This is a genomic window from Pseudomonas sp. 2848, assembly GCF_003253945.1.
Lineage (GTDB): Bacteria > Pseudomonadota > Gammaproteobacteria > Pseudomonadales > Pseudomonadaceae > Aquipseudomonas.
In genome coordinates this window covers 18,478-35,859 of sequence record NZ_QKZD01000009.1, presented here as the reverse complement: position 1 = coordinate 35,859, position 17,382 = coordinate 18,478, and the positions used below count along the sequence as shown (strand labels likewise).

Below are 17,382 nucleotides of genomic sequence, written 5' to 3'. Positions count from 1 at the left end.
ATCGGTTCTAGGAAAACGCCGATTCTACAAACAGCAGCGGATACAGTGAAATCACCAGCAGCACGGCCATCAGGACATTGAACAGCACCACCGCGCGCGGATTGCGCAGCAGGTTGCGCAAGGCACTGCCGAACATCACCCAGATGCCGACGCTGGGCAGGTTCACCAGGGCGAACACCGTGGCGATGACGATCACGTTGAACACGTAGCCCTGGGCCGGGGTGTAGGTGGTGATCGCCCCGATCGCCATCACCCAGGCCTTCGGGTTGACCCACTGGAACGCCGCGGCTCCCCAGAATCCGAGCGGTTTGCGGCTGCCATTGGTGTCGCCGGACATCGGCCCTGAGGTGGCAATCTTCCAGGCCAGGTACAACAGGTAGGCCGCGCCCGCGTAGCGCAGGATGCTGTACAACGGTGGCCAAGCCTTGAACACCTCGCCAAGCCCAAGACCAACCGCCAGCACCATCACCATGAAGCCGACGCTGATGCCCAGCGCGTGGGGAATCGTGCGGCGCACGCCAAAATTGACCCCCGAGGCCAGCAGCATGGTGTTGTTCGGACCGGGGGTAATGGAAGAGACGAAGGCGAACAGGACGAACGCGCTGAGCAGATCGAGCGAGGCAAGCATGGCGGCAGTTTCCGGCTTTTCTGATTATCGAAATGCCACGGTAGCGGAGGCTTGTAGGAAATGACCGGTACAGTTACGCAGAATTGAATGAATACACATTTCTGTTTCACTCAATTGCGTGCCTCCACGCCATCGTCGCAGCAAAGCTGCGGCGAATCTTCCGCCAGACACCTGGCGGTCTTCCCTCATCCTACCTGACACTACTGAAGCCTTCGCACCCTATCCCGCACAAGGAAGCCCCATCATGCCCGTGACCATCCGCCCCGCAGTCCTGGCCGACGCCACCCAGATCCTGGCCTTCATCACCGAGCTGGCCGACTACGAGCGCGCCCGCCACGAAGTGGTGGCGACCCTCGCCGACATCGAGCACAGCCTGTTCGACCCGGGCAGCACAGTGCGTAGCCTGATTTGCGAGCGCGACGGCCAGGCCATCGGGTTCGCCGTGTATTTCTACAGCTACTCCACCTGGCTGGGGCGCAATGGTATCTACCTCGAGGATCTCTACGTCACCCCGCAGCAACGCGGTGACGGCGCGGGGCGCAAGCTGCTGCGGCACATCGCCCGCGAGGCGGTGGAAAACGGCTGTGGGCGCCTGGAGTGGAGCGTGCTGGACTGGAACGAACCGGCCATCGGCTTTTACCAGTCGCTGGGTGCCGAGCCTCAGGACGAGTGGATCCGCTATCGTCTCGACGGCGAGCGCCTGCGTCAGTTCGCCGAGGGCTGAGGCGCCTCGCCCCAGAACGACGCCTGGGCCAGTACCGGCACCTCGACGCGGCTGCGCTGGCCGCCGCGCTCGATCACCAGGCCGCGCCCCTCGATGGCCACCAGGCGCACCCCGCGAGCCAGCTCCTCGCCACTGCGCACGGCGCGTGCCGGGCCACCATCGAGGCTGACGATGGCCACGGCGCCTTGGCTGCCGGCCATCACCCCGCTGACCTGGATCTGCACCTGCAGGGGAATATCGGCAAACCATCGCCCGGCCGGTGTTCCGGCCACTACCGGGGCATCGGCAGCCCGGACCGTGGCCTGACCCGCCGCTGGCGGCCACAACAGTTGCCCCCAGGTCGCCAGCCCGGCCATGGCGACCAGCAGCCCCAGCGCCTGCAACAACAGCCCGAGTGACAAGTCGGGACGAACGATACGCATGGTCACGCGCTCCTTGTGTGCCTGCGCCCAAGCATACCGGGTGATTCTCACGGTTTTGTTTCACACGCCGATCATCTTGCTCGGGCAAGCTGCCTTGCCAGGACAAGGAGCGCCCCGTGAACGGACAACGTGGTTTCACCCTGATCGAACTGATGGTGGTGCTGGTGATCGTCGGCATCGCCAGCGCCGCCATCAGCCTGAACATTCGCCCCGATCCGGGCAAGCAGTTGCGCGCAGACGGCGAGCGCCTGGCGCGCTTGCTGGAGCTGGCGCAAAGCGAAGCCCAGGCTGACGGTCAGCCGCTGCGCTGGCAGAGCGACCGCGACGGCTACCGCTTCGTGCGCGCCGATGGCCAGGTGCTGGCGGAGGGACCACTCAAGCCGCGCCGCTGGCAGGCCGAGACGGTGAAGGTGCAGGCCGAGCCCCGTGGCGCGGTGTGGCTCGATGGCGAGTGGATCGGCGCCCCCCTGACCCTGCGCCTGCACAGCGGCACGCTGCGGCTGGAACTGGCGCGCAACGCCGCCGGGCAGGTGCGGGTGAGCCAGCCATGACCCGCCAACGCGGTTTTACCCTGATCGAAGTGATGATCGCCATCCTGCTGATGGCGGTGGTCAGCCTGATCGCCTGGCGTGGCCTGGACAGCGTCAGCCGCGCCGACCAGCACCTGCGCCAGGCCAGCGATGACCATCAGGCGGTGATGCGTGTACTGCAACAGCTGGAGCGCGACCTGGCCTTGCGCGCCACGGTGGAACTGGTCGAGCCGGTGTTGCCCGGCCACGAGCCGCCGGGCAAGCCCTTGCTACCCGCCATGCGCGCCCGCGCCGAGCGCCTGGAGCTGGTGCGCGCCGGTGCCGTGTCTGGCAGCGGCCTGCAGCGGGTGCGCTGGTATGTGCGCGGCAGCACCTTGTACCGCGCCGCCGCGCCACTGCGCGAAGGCTTCCCATTGCCCGCGCCGAAAGCCGCGGTGGCGGTGCTGGACAACGTCAGCGCATTCAGCCTGCGCACCTGGCAGGCCAAGGGCGGCTGGCGCTCCCCGGCCAGCGAGGCCGACGACAACCCCATCGGGCTCGAGGTGCGCCTGAACCGGCGCGGTCCCCAGGGCGAGGAACACTACCGCCAGGTGCTGGGGCCATTCAACTGACCAGCACCACCCCGCCGGGCAGTTCCAGGCAGCGCGCGCCATAGGCGACGCGGATCAGTTCGGCGGCCTGGCGCAACTGATCGAAACTGAACCGCGCCTGCACCCGGCGGCGCCCCAGTGACGGGTTGAGCAGTACCAGGCGCCCGGGGCGGTAGCGGTTGATCTCGTCGATTACCTGGGTCAATGGTGCATCACGGAACACCAGCATGCGCTCGCGCCAGGCCGTCACCTGGCCAATGTCGAAGGCCTCGGGCACGCCGACGCCTTGCGCGCCATAACGCAACTGGCGGCCGGCCGGCAGCGCCTCGAGCCGGCCCTGGGCAAAGATGCGCAGCTCGCCACTCAGGCAGGTGACGCATACGCTGTCGTCGTCCTCGCGCACATTGAATCGGGCCTGCTCGGTACTGATCACCCCTTCCTGCGCCCGCACCTGCATGGGCTGGCGGGCCTGCACTTCGATTTCGCCTGCCAGCAGGGCGATACCCTGTGCCTCGCGGCTGACGCGTGTGCGTACATTCAGCTCCAGTTCGATGCCAGGCGCCAGTTCGACCCGCTGCTGCTCATCCACCTGGGTGGCGAACGCCGCAGGCGGCGCCATGGCCTCGTCCAGCCAGCCGCCACGCCAGGCAACCACCGCCAGTGACGCGGCCAGCGCCCCGCCCAACAACGCCCGGCGCCCGAGCAGCAGCGCCGATGGCGCCTGGCTGGCTTGCTGCGCCGCTGGCCCGAGCAAACACCAGAGCTGACGCGCCTGGGCGAACGCCTCGGCGTGCGCGGGGCTGCGCGCGCACCATTGGCGCAGGGCCCGGGCATCGGCCTGGGTGGCCTGGCCGGAGGTCAGCCGCAACAGCCAGCCCTGGGCCTGGCGCTGCAAGTCGGGATCGGGCGGAATCTGGGGCATGGTGCTCACATGAAGAGGTCGACTATCGTTCAAGACGGTTTTCCCGCGCCGGGACCGAAGCGCTGAAACACTTTTCTGTCCAGACGCATCGCGCAATGCCCCAGCGCCGCCTTGAGTTCCTTTTCCACGGTGCGTGTGGAAATGCCGAAACGCTGGGAGATTTCCTGGTGCGAGGCCTCTTCCAGCCGCGCGGCGATGAAGATCCGCCGACGTCGGGCTGGCAGTTCGTAGAGCGCGCCCAGCAGGCTCTGGATCTCGCGCTGGCCGCCGACGATGCGGGCCGGGTCCTGGTCCTCGGCCACCTGCAGCAGCGTTTCGATCTCGGCGCCGGTGAGCAGCCGGGCATCGGCCTCGCGGCGGTCGGCGGCAACGTTCAAGGCCATGCGGTACAGGTAGGCACCAGGCTTGTGCAGGTCGTGCGCGGCGTCCATGCGATCCACCCGCAGGTAGGTTTCCTGCAGCACATCGTTGGCCAGGTCATCCGAGCCGAGCCGGCGCCTCAGGCGGACCCTGAAGGTGTCGTAGGAGGTCAGAAACAGCTTGACCAGCGCACTGTCCCGAGGTTTGTTCATGCCGCCGCAGCTCCTTGCGAAAGAGGGCAATCCATAGGTTCCGGGCGCAGCAACAGGGTCAGCGGCTGTGCCAGTGAAGTCGGCGGCGCCTGCTCCAGGCGCACCGCCCGCAGCCGCTCGACCAGCGCGGCATCGCGGGCAAAGTCGCCCGTGGAGGCCAGCAGCCGGCTCTGCACCAGCTGCCCGCTGGCATCGATCCAGACCTGCACGGCCGCCCGGTAGCTGCCCGGGCGGGTCGACGGCCAAGCGCACAGAGCGCGCTCGACCGCGTGTTGCAATGCCACCGCATAACTGCCCGACGCCGGGCCTTCACTCCGGCCACGCCCCGGCGTTGTGCGCAGGCGCAACGGTTGCAGGGTGAATCCACCACTGCCGTGGCGCGCCTGCAGGCCGGTCCCTTGCAACAAGCGCTGCAAACCCTCGCGCGCCGTGTAGCGGCCGCGCAGCGGGCTGGAGCGCTGGCCGGCGAGCAACGCCTGGTCGACCAGCACCGCCAGGCCACTCTGCCGGCCGAAGCTGTCCAGCGCCCGGTCCAGCGCCTGCGCCGGTAGATCGAAGGTCAGTAACGACTGGCCACGCGCCCCTGGCGCCGCCACCAACCAGGCCAGTATCAGCGCGCCGACCACAAGCAATGCACGCACGGGAGATCAGGCCTCCTTGCTGGCCGCCGTCGCCGGGGAAACGTCATCCTGGGGCCTGTGTATGACGCTGTGGTGACAGGCCTCGGCAATCAAAGCTTCACCCCGTCCCCTGCCGGCAGCGGATAGACTGGCGCAAGGAATGACTGCACGGAGAAGCATCATGGCCCGACTGCCGCTGATCACTTTGCCCCTGCTGCTGGCCTGCGCCCTGCCGGCGCTGGCCGAACCGCCCAAGGGCTGCATCGACGTGCAGGTCGGGCAATCGCGGGCGCTGGCCTACGACTGTCTGACCCGACAGCTGCAAGGGGCCGATCCGCGCGCCGCCAAGGGCCTGCGAGATCAGCTCGACCCGGTCAAGCAGATGCAGCGCAGGGCACCAAACCAGATGGGCTTGGCGACTCCGGCAGCGACCTCGACGCGCATGGGCAACAGCTTTGGCAGTTCGGTGGTGCCACAGCGGCCTTGAAGTGCCTGACAGGCGTTTCGGATAAGCTGCCCCGGGTTACTCTTCACGGCGCAACAGATAGGTATCCATGATCCACCCCTTGCGCCGCCGCGCCTCATCGCGCAACTGAAGGATGCGCCCCTTCACCGCCTGCAACGGCCCGCTCACCAGCAGCTCGTCCGGCGTGCCCAGGTAGGCGCCCCAGTAGATCACCAGTTGCGGATCATCCAGGGCGGCGAACGCGCACTGGCCGTCGAGCATCACCAGCACATTGTCGATCCGCGTCTGTTCGCCCAGGCGTCGCCCCGGCAGCACGGTCAGCGGCTCGCCGATACGGTTGAGCGGGATCTGGTGACGGGCGGCCAGCGCCTGGATGCTGCTGATGCCGGGAATCACCTGCAAGGCCAGCGTCAGGCCGCGTTCGCGGACCAGGTCGAGAATACGCAGGGTGCTGTCGTACAACGCCGGCTCGCCCCAAAGCAGGAACGCGCCGACATCATCGCTGCCCAGCTCATCCTCGATCAGCCGGGCGTACAATGCGGCGCGCTGGGCGTGCCAGTCCTGCACGGCGCCGACATAATCCGGCGCCTGGCCGTCCCGGCGCGGGTCCTCGACCTGCACCAGGCGGTAACCGCCCTCGGGCAGGTAGCGCTCGAGGATGGCCCGGCGCAGGCGCACCAGTTCGTCCTTGTCGCTGCCCTTGTCGAGCACGAAGAACACCGTGGCGCGCCGCAACGCCTCCACCGCCTCGTAAGTGACCTGGCGAGGATCGCCCGGTCCGATGCCGATCAGTAGAAGCTGTTTCATCGCCTGCCCTGCCTGGTTGCCGGTGGTCATTGTCGACCGACCACCGGCCGTTTGGCAAAGCGGGTCAGAAGATCGAGAAGTTGTAGCTGACAATGACCCGGGTTTCATCCATGTCACGCGCCCACTTCTCGTAGTTGCTGCGGTAGGTGGAGTTGCGCAGGCGCACGCTGACGTCCTTGAAGGTGCCGCTCTGCACCTGGTACTTCAGCTCGCTGTCGCGTTCCCATTCCTTGCCTTCGGCGTTGCTGCCAGGGACCTTCACATTGTCGCCATTGATGTAGCGGGTGAAGAAGGTCAGGCCGGGCACGCCCAGGGCCTTGAAATCGTAGTCGTAGCGCACCTGCCAGGAGCGCTCCTGGGCGGCGGCGAAGTCGTTGACCTGGGCATAGTTGACCAGGTAGGGGTTGGTGCCGTCGAGGTACGGCATGGCGCTGTCGCCGTACATGCGCTGCCAGCCGGCGCTGAGCTTGTGCCCACCCAGGCTGTAGCCAAGCATGCCGCTGAAGGCGCGGTGGTCGATGCGCCCGGCACGGGCATTGCCGATGTCGTCGCTCTTGATCACCCGCAGGTCCGCCGACAGCGTGCCGACTTCCAGCGGCTGGCTGGCGACCAGCCCGAGGAAGTGCTGGCGGTAGATGTTTTCCAGCTTGGACACCTGGTACTGCGCGCTGACGCGGTCGTTGAAGCGGTAGTCGACGCCGGCCAGGTCGAAATGATCGGCCTCGATATCGCAGGCATAGCGCTTGTTCTTGCAGTGCACGCGGATGTCCTGGCGGTCGGTGGAATCACGCGCGGTGTACTGGTTCAGGCGTGCCAGGGTGAACTTGAGGTCGCGCACTTCCTCGGAGGTCAACCAGGCGCCATGGAACATGGTCGGCAGCAGGCGCCCGTCGTTGTACTTGAGCAGCGGCACGTCCGGCATCATCGAACCGTACTTGAATACCGTGTTGGACACCTTCACCTTGCCGGCGATGCCCATCTTGGCGTACTGGTCGGCGGAATGGCGCGGGTCGTGCCCGGACGACGGCAACAGGCCGCTATTGCTGTCGGCGGGACTGGAGTCGAGCTTGAAACCAATCATCCCCAGCGCATCCACGCCGAATCCGACCGGTCCCTGGGTATAACCGGACTGAACATTGAGAATAAAGCCCTGCGCCCACTCTTCGCGCTTCGACGCGCCTTGCTTGGAACTGGTGTGGCCGTCACGGAAGTCCCGGTTGAAATAGACATTGCGTGCTTCGACCTTGGCACTGCTGTCTTCAAGAAAACCGGCGGCCTGGGCGTTGACACCGGCACACAGGAAGAACAAGCCGGCAACTCGGCGCCCGGGGGCGAGGGGGAAAGGGGCAAACATGCGAAGGAACATCCAGAAGAAAGACGAAAAACCATCCGGGCAGTCATCTGCACCGGCACTACGCGATGAACGAATACACTTCGACCATCATCCATAATTTTCCGCCAAGGGCTCTAGCCTAAGCCATGGGACCATGGTCTAAGGTGGTTGGCCGGGTCTTTTCGAATAACGCGTAAAAAATCGGCAAAGTTCCCGAGTAATTGATAGAAAGTTTGCTGTTTACCCACTCGCAAGCGACTACTACACTCTCGCTTAGCGAACAGCTTTACCCATCCACGTGGCCGGCGTTCAGTCTGGTTTCATGTTCGTCACGTCCCGCCACGGCAGACTTACAGGAGTGAAGACAGTGTCCAGACTTGCAGAGTTTCGTGCTGCCGAAAAAGCGCTCAAGGAACAGATGGCACAACTGGAAGCGCTGAAAAAGGATGCCGGCCTTAAACGCGAAATCGAATTCGAGCAGAAACTAGTCGGCCTGATGAAAAGCTATGACAAGAGCCTGCGCGATATCATCGCCATTCTCGACCCGAAAGCCGTGACCCGCGCCCCGGCCGCGGTCAAGCAGCAACGCCGCCCGCGGGTGGTGAAGGTCTACGCGAACCCCCATACCGGCGAGCGGATCGAGACCAAGGGCGGTAACCACCGCGGGCTGAAAGCCTGGAAGGAACAGTACGGGGCGCAGACGGTGGAAAGTTGGGTGCGCTGATGAAACCTCGACACCTGCTTCACACTTTTTTCACACCCGCAGGCTCAGTATCGAACCAGCTAAAGGACTAGCGACCCCATCACGCGCCCGCACATGCGGGCCTCTAATTCCGGCGCCCCGCACTCGTGCGGGGCGCTTTCATTTGCGCTGCAGGTTGACTTCCGTATCATGGCAAACCTATTCAAGGCCCTGATTCCGGAGTACCCATGAGCCTGCACGATCTGCAAACCCTCCCCGGCGTGACCGCCCAACCAGACACTGCCACCGCCCAATTCGTGTTCAACCACACCATGCTGCGGGTCAAGGACATCGAGAAGTCCCTGGACTTCTACACCCGCGTGCTGGGCTTTCGCCTGGTGGACAAGCGCGACTTCCCGGAAGCGGCTTTCAGCCTGTATTTCCTGGCCCTGGTCGACCCGGCGCAGATTCCTGCCGATGACGCCGAGCGCCATCAGTGGATGAAATCGATCCCCGGCGTACTCGAGCTGACCCACAACCACGGCACCGAGAACGACCCCGGGTTCGCCTACCACAATGGCAACACCGACCCGCGCGGCTTCGGCCACATCTGCATTTCGGTACCGGACGTACGTGTTGCCTGCGCCCGCTTCGAGGCGCTGGACGTCCCGTTCCAGAAGCGCCTGCAGGATGGCCGCATGAACCACCTGGCCTTCGTCAAGGACCCCGACGGCTACTGGGTCGAGGTCATCCAGCCGACCGAACTCAAGGGCTGATACCCACCGGTCGCGCTCGTCGGGCCGGGAACTCCCGGCCCCTCGCTGTGGTATATGGAAGTAACGCCTGTTCCAAGCCACAGCGAGGTAAGGACGATGCAAACCCTTCACTTTGAATACCGCGACCACACCATCACCGCCAGCGTGATGCCCCACCCCGACTCTCCCCTGCCCTATGCTGCAGGCTGCGTGATCACCGACCCTGCCGGCCACAGCAGCAGGCGACTATCGATGCCGATGAAGTTCTTCGCCGACCTGGAGAATGCCCAGCACGTGTCCCTGGCCCATGGCCGGGCGCTGGTTGACCAGCAGCTGGATGAGAAGGATCAGCGGGTGTTCTGATAACCCCACGCCAGCAGCCAGCACCCACAGAGATTGCGCTTCGCTCACAGGCAAAGCGAACAGTGTGGGAGCCGGCTTGCCGGCGATACGGCGCCCTTCTATACCCAATCATCCTTCACGGGCATACGCCACGGCAGCCGCCACCTGTTCGGCTGTCGGCCGGACCCCGGTGTACAACACGAACTGCTCCAGCGCCTGAAGCGCGATGACGTCGAGGCCGGTGATCACCGGTTTGCCCAGCGCCTCGGCGGCGCGGATCAGCGGTGTGCGTGCCGGCAGGGCAACCACATCGAATACCCGCTCGGCCGCCGCGATGGCGGTTTCGCTGAAGGCCAGCTGGTCGGCCTCCGGGCCTCCGGCCATGCCGATCGGCGTGACGTTGATCAGCATCGGCGGGCAACGGTCCTGCAGTTCAGGCAGCCAGCGGTAGCCGCAAACATCCGCCAGTTGCCGCCCGGCCTGCTCGTTGCGGGCGACGATGATGCCGTCGCGAAAACCAGCGTCGCGCAGCGCGCTGGCCACCGCCTTGGCCATGCCACCGCTGCCACGCAGGGCGAAGCCGGTCGCCGGGTCGACCCGCCGCTCGGCCAGTAGCTGCCGTACCGCCAGGTAGTCAGTGTTGTAGGCCTTCAGATGGCCTGCGGTATTGACCAGGGTGTTCACCGAGTCGATGGCCGCCGCCGAGGGGTCGACCTCGTCCACCAGGGCCAGGCAGGCTTCCTTGTAGGGCATCGATACGCCGCAACCGCGAATACCCAGGGCGCGGATGCCGGCCACGGCGGCCGGCAGATCCTGGGTGGTCATGGCCTTGTAGTAATAGTCCAGGCCCAACTGCTGATACAGATGGTTGTGAAAGCGTACGCCGAACGTACCGGGGCGCCCGGCCAGGGAAATGCACAACACGGTGTCCCTGCTCGGTGAATGGCTCATCGCGGTTCCTCTGTCATGGCTGAATCGATTGCGCCAGCGTACCAGACCCCGCCGCCGGTCGCCCCTTACACAACCTTTACCCTTTGCCAGTGCGCAGTTGACCGAGGCTGCGGTCATAGTAGACAGACCCCGAACGTGGGGTTGTCTTGCGAGGTGTCACCATGAAGCGTTTCATCCCCGGAATCGCCCTGCTGGTCGGCGCGCTGGCAATCAGCGGGCAAGCCTCGGCCCATGGTGGCGGCTGGTACGGCCCGGGGCCGGTGATCGGCGCGGCCGTGGTGGGCGCGGTGGTCGGGGCGGCCGTATCGGGCGGCCACGACCGCACTGTCTACGTCGAACGCCAGCCGGCCTACTATCCACCGCCACCGGTCTATGTGCAGGCGCCGCCACCGCCGGTGTATTACCAGCCCTATGTGGTCGAGCGCTATGTGCCCGCCCCGCCGCCGGTCTACCGCCGCTATTATGGCCCGCCGCCGGTGTACTACGGCCCGCCGCGCTGGTAAGCGGCATAGTTGATAAAAGCAATGACCACTATCGAGGACATTGATTTCAAACCCTGAAGACGCCTGGGTAAGGTAGGGCCATGTTCGAGAGGAGATCCGCCATGGCCCCGATCCAGATCATGTCCGTTGTCGGCAGCGCAGTCCCCAGCAGCCTGCGCCAACAGGGCCTTTTGGCCTGCTGGTACCTGCTGCGCGACGGTGAAGCCATCAGTGGCCCGTTGACCAGCCGCCGCTGCGCCGAGACCCTGGCCGGCCGCTTGCTCGACCAGACCTGGGTCGCCTGACCCCGAATTTGTTGTGTGTTGCTCCCTAAGCCCTTGTAGCCCGCCACCCGGCGGGCTTTTTTTTGCTCGCCAACCGGCCGCCTACAAGTGCCCCGCCCACACGGCAAGTGGCAGTGGCGGTTGCTGGTCGAGGATACGGCGCCAGATCAAACTCAACCGCTCGCCATCGAACAGGGAGGCGGCACCGCCACCAATCCAGCCCCTGGGCTGGATCACCGTCCATTGCCCTGCGGCATCACGCCGGGCCATTTCGAAGCGGAAACTGTAGTTGCCTGGCATGCCCATGCGCAGGTCGGTGACCACCAGCGAGTCACCCATGATGTCGTAGCGCAGCCAGTCATCGGTGAACCAGCGCAGGCGCTCGTACAGTGGCGAGCCCGCCAGTACCTTGGCAGCCTCCAGATTGCGCGACTGGTGCAGCATCTCCGGAGGTTCGCGATCGAACCCGCTGCTCACGCCCTCGTAGTAACCGCCATCCGGGGTTTTCGCCAGCACCCGCCAGATCAGGCTGTTGAAGGCGATGGGCACCGCGCGGACCTCACTGGCCTCGACCCCCTGCGCCTGCAAGGCCAGGTGAAAACGTTGCTCGGCGGCCATGCGCCCGGCCAGGCCGAAGCCCAGGTAGAGCGTGCTAAATCCCAGTGCCAGGCACAGCATCGCGGTCGCCCTGCCTTTCAGGCCCCTGATCGCCGCATAGCCCACCGCCAGCAGCAACGGCACGGTATACACCGGGTCGATGATGAACACCGCCGCCCAGCTTTCCGGCGTCAGGTGCAGGGGCCAGAACAGCTGGGTGCCATAAACGGTGAAGGCGTCGAGCACCGGGTGGGTGACCAGCGCCAGCCAGAAGGCCAGGAACAGCCTGCCTGGGGTATAGCCTCGGCCTGGCCAACGCCAGGCGACCAGCCAGGCAAGCAACAGGGCCAGGCCGGTCAGGACGAAGATCGAATGGGAAAAGCCACGGTGGAAGGTCATCTGCGACACCGGGTCGGCGTAGCGGATCACCACATCCAGGTCGGGCAATGTCCCCAGGGCGGCGCCGTAGATCAGCGAGCGGCGGCCCTGGATACGGCCCAGTACGGCGCCTTGCAGGGCCGCGCCGAGCACGGCTTGGGTGATTGAGTCCACGGCAAACGTCTCGTGCAGGGTCTATCAGATGGCGTGACGCAACATTGCCAGTACCTGCGCATGCAACGCCGGATCGCCACACGCCACCACGCAGCCCCCGTCCTGGGCCGAGCCGCCATCCCAGGACGTGATGACCCCACCCGCGCCTTCGATGATCGGCATCAACGCCTGCACGTCGTACGGCTGCAGGCTGGCCTCGACGATCACATCGACGAATCCGGACGCCAGCATGCAGTAGGCATAGCAATCACCGCCATAACGCATCAGCCGGGCCTTGCCGGCGACCGCCTCGAACGCCGCCTTGCGCGCCGGGGTGTCGAACATGTCGGGGGTGGTGCACATCAGCGTGGCCGACGCCAGGTCGGCGCAGGCGCGGGTCTTAAGCGCCGTGCCATTGCGCCAGGCGCCGTGCGGAGTGCCGATGAAGCGTTCGCCGGTGAACGGCTGGTTCATCACCCCGAGTACCGGGCGGGTACCGTCGTTGAGAGCGATCAGCGTGCCCCACAGCGGCAGGCCGGTGATGAAGGCGCGGGTGCCATCGATCGGGTCGAGTACCCAGGTCAGCGGGCTGCTGCCCAGTGCCGCGCCCTGCTCTTCACCCAGTATGCCGTGGGTGGGATAGCGGGCCTGGATCAGCGCGCGCATGGCCTCTTCGGCGGCCTTGTCGGCGATGGTCACAGGGTCGTACAGGCGCCCCCCCTTGTCCTCGACATCCAGGCTGGCACGAAAGTAAGGCTGGATCGCCGCCGCGGCGGCATCGGCCAGTTGCTCGGAGAAAGAGCGGAATTCGCCGATCTGTTCAGCGCTCAGGGACATGGGGCGGTCTCGTTGTGGGATGGGATGCGCATCATACCCGAGTCGTGCGCGGACACACCTGCGGCGCCACCCATGATATTGTTATGCCATTATCGCCGCTTCATTTAACCGTCACTGATTCGTTGTACTAGGATAGCTAGCAGCCCCGATGGCCCGGCCGACAGTCAAGGATGCTGGTTGCTGGCGCAAGGGCCTCCGTTCCACCGCCTATCATGGATGACACGATGAGTTCGCACCTGCTTTTTCCGCAGATCGGTAAAGTCATAGCCAGTACCGGCAGCCGCCATTTCCCCCGGCACCTGCACGACCTGATCCAGACCCACCTGACCATCGACGCCACGCATATCCGCCAACTGCGTATCAACCCGGCCTGCGCCAGCCAGCCAGACGCGACCCTGATCAGCGAGACGGTGTTCAGCGCCGGCGATACGGGTGACGGCTTCGACGACCCGGCGCGCCTGCACCTGGCCCGGCGCAAGGATGGTTTCCGCTACGAAATCACGGTCTTGCGGGCCGACACCCGCGTTGGTTTCTCAGCTACCGATCGCAGCCGGCTGGAGGACATTTCGCCCTTGCTGCTGCCAATGCTGGAAAAACACATCAATGCCCTGCAGCCTGCCGCGCCGGTACCCGCAGACCCTGACAGCCTCGAACAGCGTTTTCTCGAACGCCTGCGTCAGACCGGCATCCGCCTGTCGGAACGTGAGATGCAAGTGTGCGAGGGCTTGCTGGCCGGGCGCACGGCGCCGCAGCAAGCCGAGCATCTGCGGCTCAAGGTCAATACGGTGGAAAGTTACCTGCGCCGGGCGGCGATCAAGCTGGGCATCAGCGGCCGCCACTCGCTGATGCGCTGGATGTATGCAGAGATCTAGTGTGGTGTTTCACAAATAACGACCATAACTCGCGGCGCTTTTTGCGCTCATGCGGCGTTGTCGCTCCTCGCCGTAGCTGGGCTACGACTCGTCGCGACGCCTTGCTTGAGCACAAAAATCGCTCGCGATTTATTGGTCGTATTTGCAAAACACCACACTAGCCAGACCGAATGCCCACAGGCACGCAAGATCGAGCACCGCGGAAGCGGCGCTCGATCCCGAGCGCTCAGGCCTAGTCCCGTGCCAACGCCTCGATAGGGTCCAGACGCGCCGCATTGCGCGCCGGCACGAAGCCGAACACGATGCCGATCAAGGTCGAGCAGACGAACGCCGTGACCACCGACCCCAGTGAAAACACCATCTCCCACTGCTTGACGAAAAGCGCGAACAGATACCCGATCCCATAGGACAACCCGATCCCGATCACCCCGCCGATCAGGCAGACCATCACCGCCTCCACCAGGAACTGCTGGCGGATATCCGACTGCCGCGCCCCCACTGCCATGCGGATGCCGATCTCGCGGGTGCGCTCGGTAACCGACACCAGCATGATGTTCATCACCCCGATCCCCCCCACCACCAACGAAATCACTGCGATCAGCGACAGCAGCAGGGTCAGCGAGCGGCTGGTCTTCTGCACGGTCTGCATGATGCTGTCGAGGTTGTTGGTGAAGAAATCCTTGGTGCCGTGGCGCTGCAGCATCAGTTTGTTGACCTCCTCCTCCACCCGCTTGCTCGGCATGCCGTCCTTGATCCGCACACTGATGCTGTCCAGGTGGCGCTGGCCAAGCACGCGCCCGGCGGCGGTCTCGTAGGGCATCCACACGTTCAGGGTGTTGCCGGCGACGAACAGGTTCTTGTTCTCGGCGGTCACGCCGATCACCGTGCACGGCAAGTTGCCGACCAGGATCACCTGTCCAAGCGGGTTGATCCCATCGCCAAACAGGCGCTTGCGCGTGTTGTGGTCGATCACCACCACCTGTGCCTGGCGCCGGGCATCATCGGCGCTGAACACGATCCCTGCGGCCAAGGGGATGTTGCGCACCTGGAAGTACTGCTCGCTGACACCGTTTAGCTGCACATCGGCGTCGATGTTGCGGTAGCGCACCAGCGAACTCTGACCGATCACCGGGGTGGCGCTGTCGACGTAGTAGAGTTCGTTGAGCGCGGTCACGTCAGCCGGCACCAGGGTCTCGATGGCCTTGGCCCGGCTGTCGCCGAAACTGGTGCCGGAGTAGATGTCGATGGTGTTGCTGCCGATCGCCTGGATGTCCTTGAGCACGTAGCCCTTGGCGCCCTCGCCGATGGCCGAGATCGACACCACCGAAGTGATGCCGATGATGATCCCGAGCATGGTCAGCAGGGTGCGCATGCGGTGCGAGACCAGGGCGATCCAGGCCATCTTGAAGGCCTCGCGGAACAACCCGAGGCTGGCCACCAGCCGCCGTGGCGCCTGCTCGCGAGCGGGCGCCGCCTCGGCGGCCGGTGCAGTGGGCTCGGCGCGGGTGCGCCGGTCACTGACGATCTGCCCGTCGCTGACCTCGATGATCCGCTCGGCGTGGGCGGCGACCTTGGGGTCGTGGGTCACCAGGATCACCGTGTGCCCGGCGCCGTGCAGTTCCAGCAGGATGTTCATCACTTCCTTGCCGCTGGCGGTATCGAGCGCTCCGGTCGGCTCGTCGGCGAGGATCACCTCGCCGCCGTTCATCAGCGCCCGGCAGATACTGACCCGCTGCTGCTGGCCCCCCGACAGCTGGCTGGGCCGGTGCGCCAGGTGTCCGCCCAGGCCCAGGCGGCCCAGCAGCTCCCGCGCCCGGGCATGGCGTCCGGCCTGCGCCACGCCGGCGTACACCGCCGGGATCTCGACATTGCGCAGGGCATCCAGGTGCGGCAACAGATGGTAGCGCTGGAAGATGAAACCGAAGTGGTCACGCCGCAGCGCGGCCAGGGCGTCGTCGTCGAGATCGCGGGTTTCCCGGCCGCTGACCTGGTAGCTGCCGGCGCTGGCATGGTCCAGGCAACCGAGGATGTTCATCAGCGTCGACTTGCCCGAACCCGAGGCGCCGATGATCGCCACCAGCTCGCCGGCATGGATCTCCAGGTCGATGCCCTTGAGCGCCAGGAACTCGCGGTCGCCCGCCATGAAGCTGCGGCTGACCCCGTCCAGGCGCAGCAACGGCTGCTCCTCGAGCGCCGACACCGCCCGTGCCGGCGACAGTTCCACGTTCATGTTCATGCTCACGCCCCCGCCTCGCCCGACACCGGCTCGCCGATCACCACGCGGTCGCCTTCGGCCAGGCCGTCCTTGACCTGCACCTTGACGTTGTTGTTGATCCCCGCCTGGACCTTGCGCACCTGGGCGAAGCCCTTGCCATCGAGCACCCGCACCGGGAAGCTACCGTCGGCGTCACGCGGCCCCAGCGCCGCCACTGGCACGGTGAGCACGCCCAAGGCGGTGTCGAGGACGATACGCACCTGGGCGGTCATCGAGATGCGCAGCCGGTGCTCGGGGTTGGGCACCTCGAACAACGCGTTGTAGAACACCGCGCTGGCCTGCTTGGCGGCGCCGCCGCTCTTGTCGCTGCTTTCCAGGTAGTTCTGCGGCGCAGGCTCGGTGCCGCGCAGCTTGGCGTAGTAACGTTTGTCGTCACCGAGGATGGTGAAGTACACCTGCTGGCCGGGGCTGATATGAATCACATCGGCTTCGGACACCTGGGCCTTGATGGTCATGGTGTCGAGGTCGGCGAGCTTGAGGATTACCGGCGCCAGCTGGTTGGAGATCACCGTCTGCCCTTCCTGGGTGACGATACCCACCACATGGCCATCGATCGGCGCGACGATACGGGTGTAGCCGAGGTTGACCCGGGCCGTGTCGATCTGCACCTGGGCGCTCTTGATCTGCGCGTCCAGCGAGCGCAGGTTGGCTTGTTGCACCTCGAACTCGGACTCGGCGTTCTCGAAGTCCTGGCGCGAGATCGACTCGTCGGCCTGGAGCACGTCGTAGCGTTCGTACACCCGCTTGGCCTGCTTGAGCTTGGCCTGCACCGAGCGCCGCTCGGCCTGCAGCTTCTCGGCGTCGACCTCGGCCTGCCGCAGCGAGTTGCGCGGCACCAGCGGGTCGATTTCGGCCAGCCACTGGCCTTCGGCGACCTTGTCGCCAAGCTTCACCTTGAGCGACTTGAGTTGCCCTGAGACCTGGGCGCCGACGTCCACCTGGCGGATACCTTCCAGGGTGCCGGTGGCCAGCACCGCGTTTTCGATATCGCCACGCTCGACCGTGGCGGTGATGTACTGCGGCGGCTTGGCCGGGGCCTGCACCGCGTACAGCACGATGCCGGCGACCAGGGCCGCGGCGACACCGAGGGTGATCTTGCGAAACTTCGTCTTTTCCATAAAACCGTTCTTCCTGAAGCTGATGAGGTCCCGTGGGAGCAG

At 65.4% G+C, this 17,382-nt stretch carries 22 protein-coding genes; 10 read left to right on the top strand and 12 right to left on the bottom strand.

Annotated elements, in window-relative coordinates:
* Positions 1-7: 7 nt before the first annotated feature.
* Positions 8-628, bottom strand: coding sequence for a LysE family translocator (locus tag DFS21_RS18215; protein WP_111532768.1), 621 nt, complete (start codon positions 626-628; stop codon positions 8-10).
* Between the two features lie 244 nt (positions 629-872).
* Between DFS21_RS18215 and DFS21_RS18210 the strand changes: the two genes are divergently transcribed.
* Positions 873-1,352, top strand: a complete 480-nt coding sequence (locus tag DFS21_RS18210) for a GNAT family N-acetyltransferase (protein ID WP_110701378.1) — start codon at positions 873-875, stop codon at positions 1,350-1,352.
* Here the strand turns inward: DFS21_RS18210 and DFS21_RS18205 are convergent.
* Positions 1,334-1,774, bottom strand: coding sequence for a general secretion pathway protein GspC (locus tag DFS21_RS18205; RefSeq protein WP_102683896.1), 441 nt, complete (start codon positions 1,772-1,774; stop codon positions 1,334-1,336). The two genes, DFS21_RS18210 and DFS21_RS18205, sit on opposite strands and share 19 nt — an antisense overlap.
* 116 nt (positions 1,775-1,890) lie before the next feature.
* Here DFS21_RS18205 and DFS21_RS18200 point away from each other — a divergent pair, with 116 nt between their 5' ends.
* Positions 1,891-2,325: a GspH/FimT family pseudopilin gene (locus DFS21_RS18200; protein WP_094012116.1), complete on the top strand. Its 435-nt coding sequence runs from the start codon at positions 1,891-1,893 to the stop codon at positions 2,323-2,325.
* A complete protein-coding gene (locus DFS21_RS18195; RefSeq protein WP_102683895.1) occupies positions 2,322-2,915 on the top strand; it encodes a type II secretion system protein GspJ in 594 nt (197 codons plus the stop codon). The genes DFS21_RS18200 and DFS21_RS18195 overlap by 4 nt, the downstream gene beginning before the upstream one ends.
* Here DFS21_RS18195 and DFS21_RS18190 read toward each other — a convergent pair.
* From DFS21_RS18190 to DFS21_RS18180, 3 genes are read right to left on the bottom strand one after another with little or no spacing between them, the layout of a single operon-like run.
* Positions 2,908-3,816: a DUF4880 domain-containing protein gene (locus DFS21_RS18190; protein WP_110701382.1), complete on the bottom strand. Its 909-nt coding sequence runs from the start codon at positions 3,814-3,816 to the stop codon at positions 2,908-2,910. The genes DFS21_RS18195 and DFS21_RS18190 overlap by 8 nt on opposite strands.
* A 29-nt stretch (positions 3,817-3,845) precedes the next feature.
* Complete coding sequence (locus DFS21_RS18185) at positions 3,846-4,388, bottom strand: RNA polymerase sigma factor (protein ID WP_102683893.1); 543 nt, start codon at positions 4,386-4,388, stop codon at positions 3,846-3,848.
* Entirely contained in the window at positions 4,385-5,029 is a 645-nt protein-coding gene (locus tag DFS21_RS18180; RefSeq protein WP_250888437.1) for a secretin and TonB N-terminal domain-containing protein, read from the bottom strand. The genes DFS21_RS18185 and DFS21_RS18180 overlap by 4 nt, the downstream gene beginning before the upstream one ends.
* Positions 5,030-5,189: 160 nt before the next feature.
* On the opposite strand from DFS21_RS18180, the gene DFS21_RS18175 reads away from it, so the two are divergent.
* On the top strand, positions 5,190-5,495 hold the full coding sequence (locus DFS21_RS18175; protein WP_256591418.1) for a hypothetical protein: 306 nt from the start codon (positions 5,190-5,192) through the stop codon (positions 5,493-5,495).
* 36 nt (positions 5,496-5,531) lie between these two features.
* On the opposite strand, the gene cobF is transcribed toward DFS21_RS18175, so the two are convergent.
* Entirely contained in the window at positions 5,532-6,281 is a 750-nt protein-coding gene (gene cobF / locus DFS21_RS18170) for a precorrin-6A synthase (deacetylating) (protein WP_102683927.1), read from the bottom strand.
* A gap of 64 nt (positions 6,282-6,345) precedes the next feature.
* On the bottom strand, positions 6,346-7,635 hold the full coding sequence (locus DFS21_RS18165) for an OprD family porin (RefSeq protein WP_111532766.1): 1,290 nt from the start codon (positions 7,633-7,635) through the stop codon (positions 6,346-6,348).
* Positions 7,636-7,981: 346 nt separating this feature from the next.
* On the opposite strand from DFS21_RS18165, the gene DFS21_RS18160 reads away from it, so the two are divergent.
* The 3 genes from DFS21_RS18160 to DFS21_RS18150 all read left to right on the top strand — a co-directional run bounded on the left by DFS21_RS18160 (position 7,982) and on the right by DFS21_RS18150 (position 9,414).
* Complete coding sequence (locus DFS21_RS18160; protein WP_046855429.1) at positions 7,982-8,338, top strand: histone-like nucleoid-structuring protein, MvaT/MvaU family; 357 nt, start codon at positions 7,982-7,984, stop codon at positions 8,336-8,338.
* Positions 8,339-8,544: 206 nt separating this feature from the next.
* The gene (gene gloA, locus DFS21_RS18155; RefSeq protein ID WP_110701391.1) at positions 8,545-9,072 is read left to right on the top strand and encodes a lactoylglutathione lyase; all 528 of its coding nucleotides are present in this window, start codon (positions 8,545-8,547) and stop codon (positions 9,070-9,072) included.
* Between the two features lie 96 nt (positions 9,073-9,168).
* On the top strand, positions 9,169-9,414 hold the full coding sequence (locus DFS21_RS18150) for a hypothetical protein (protein WP_111532765.1): 246 nt from the start codon (positions 9,169-9,171) through the stop codon (positions 9,412-9,414).
* Positions 9,415-9,522: 108 nt separating this feature from the next.
* Here the strand turns inward: DFS21_RS18150 and DFS21_RS18145 are convergent, their stop codons facing one another.
* Positions 9,523-10,344 carry a shikimate 5-dehydrogenase gene (locus DFS21_RS18145; protein WP_111532764.1) on the bottom strand — a complete coding sequence of 274 codons (822 nt, stop codon included), beginning with the start codon at positions 10,342-10,344 and terminating at the stop codon, positions 9,523-9,525.
* Positions 10,345-10,505: 161 nt separating this feature from the next.
* On the opposite strand from DFS21_RS18145, the gene DFS21_RS18140 reads away from it, so the two are divergent.
* Entirely contained in the window at positions 10,506-10,847 is a 342-nt protein-coding gene (locus tag DFS21_RS18140) for a hypothetical protein (protein WP_038706052.1), read from the top strand.
* Between the two features lie 101 nt (positions 10,848-10,948).
* Positions 10,949-11,131, top strand: a complete 183-nt coding sequence (locus tag DFS21_RS18135; protein ID WP_102683888.1) for a hypothetical protein — start codon at positions 10,949-10,951, stop codon at positions 11,129-11,131.
* Between the two features lie 81 nt (positions 11,132-11,212).
* Here the strand turns inward: DFS21_RS18135 and DFS21_RS18130 are convergent, their stop codons facing one another.
* Positions 11,213-12,259, bottom strand: coding sequence for a metal-dependent hydrolase (locus tag DFS21_RS18130; RefSeq protein ID WP_111532763.1), 1,047 nt, complete (start codon positions 12,257-12,259; stop codon positions 11,213-11,215).
* A 24-nt stretch (positions 12,260-12,283) separates the two neighbouring features.
* Positions 12,284-13,075, bottom strand: a complete 792-nt coding sequence (gene hisN, locus DFS21_RS18125; RefSeq protein ID WP_110701399.1) for a histidinol-phosphatase — start codon at positions 13,073-13,075, stop codon at positions 12,284-12,286.
* A gap of 224 nt (positions 13,076-13,299) precedes the next feature.
* Between hisN and DFS21_RS18120 the strand changes: the two genes are divergently transcribed.
* The gene (locus DFS21_RS18120; protein WP_110701401.1) at positions 13,300-13,947 is read left to right on the top strand and encodes a helix-turn-helix transcriptional regulator; all 648 of its coding nucleotides are present in this window, start codon (positions 13,300-13,302) and stop codon (positions 13,945-13,947) included.
* A 232-nt stretch (positions 13,948-14,179) separates the two neighbouring features.
* On the opposite strand, the gene DFS21_RS18115 is transcribed toward DFS21_RS18120, so the two are convergent.
* Together DFS21_RS18115 and macA are read right to left on the bottom strand one after the other, a co-directional pair.
* Positions 14,180-16,183, bottom strand: a complete 2,004-nt coding sequence (locus tag DFS21_RS18115; protein ID WP_110701403.1) for a MacB family efflux pump subunit — start codon at positions 16,181-16,183, stop codon at positions 14,180-14,182.
* Between the two features lie 2 nt (positions 16,184-16,185).
* Complete coding sequence (gene macA / locus DFS21_RS18110; RefSeq protein ID WP_110701405.1) at positions 16,186-17,340, bottom strand: macrolide transporter subunit MacA; 1,155 nt, start codon at positions 17,338-17,340, stop codon at positions 16,186-16,188.
* Between the last annotated feature and the right edge of the window lie 42 nt (positions 17,341-17,382).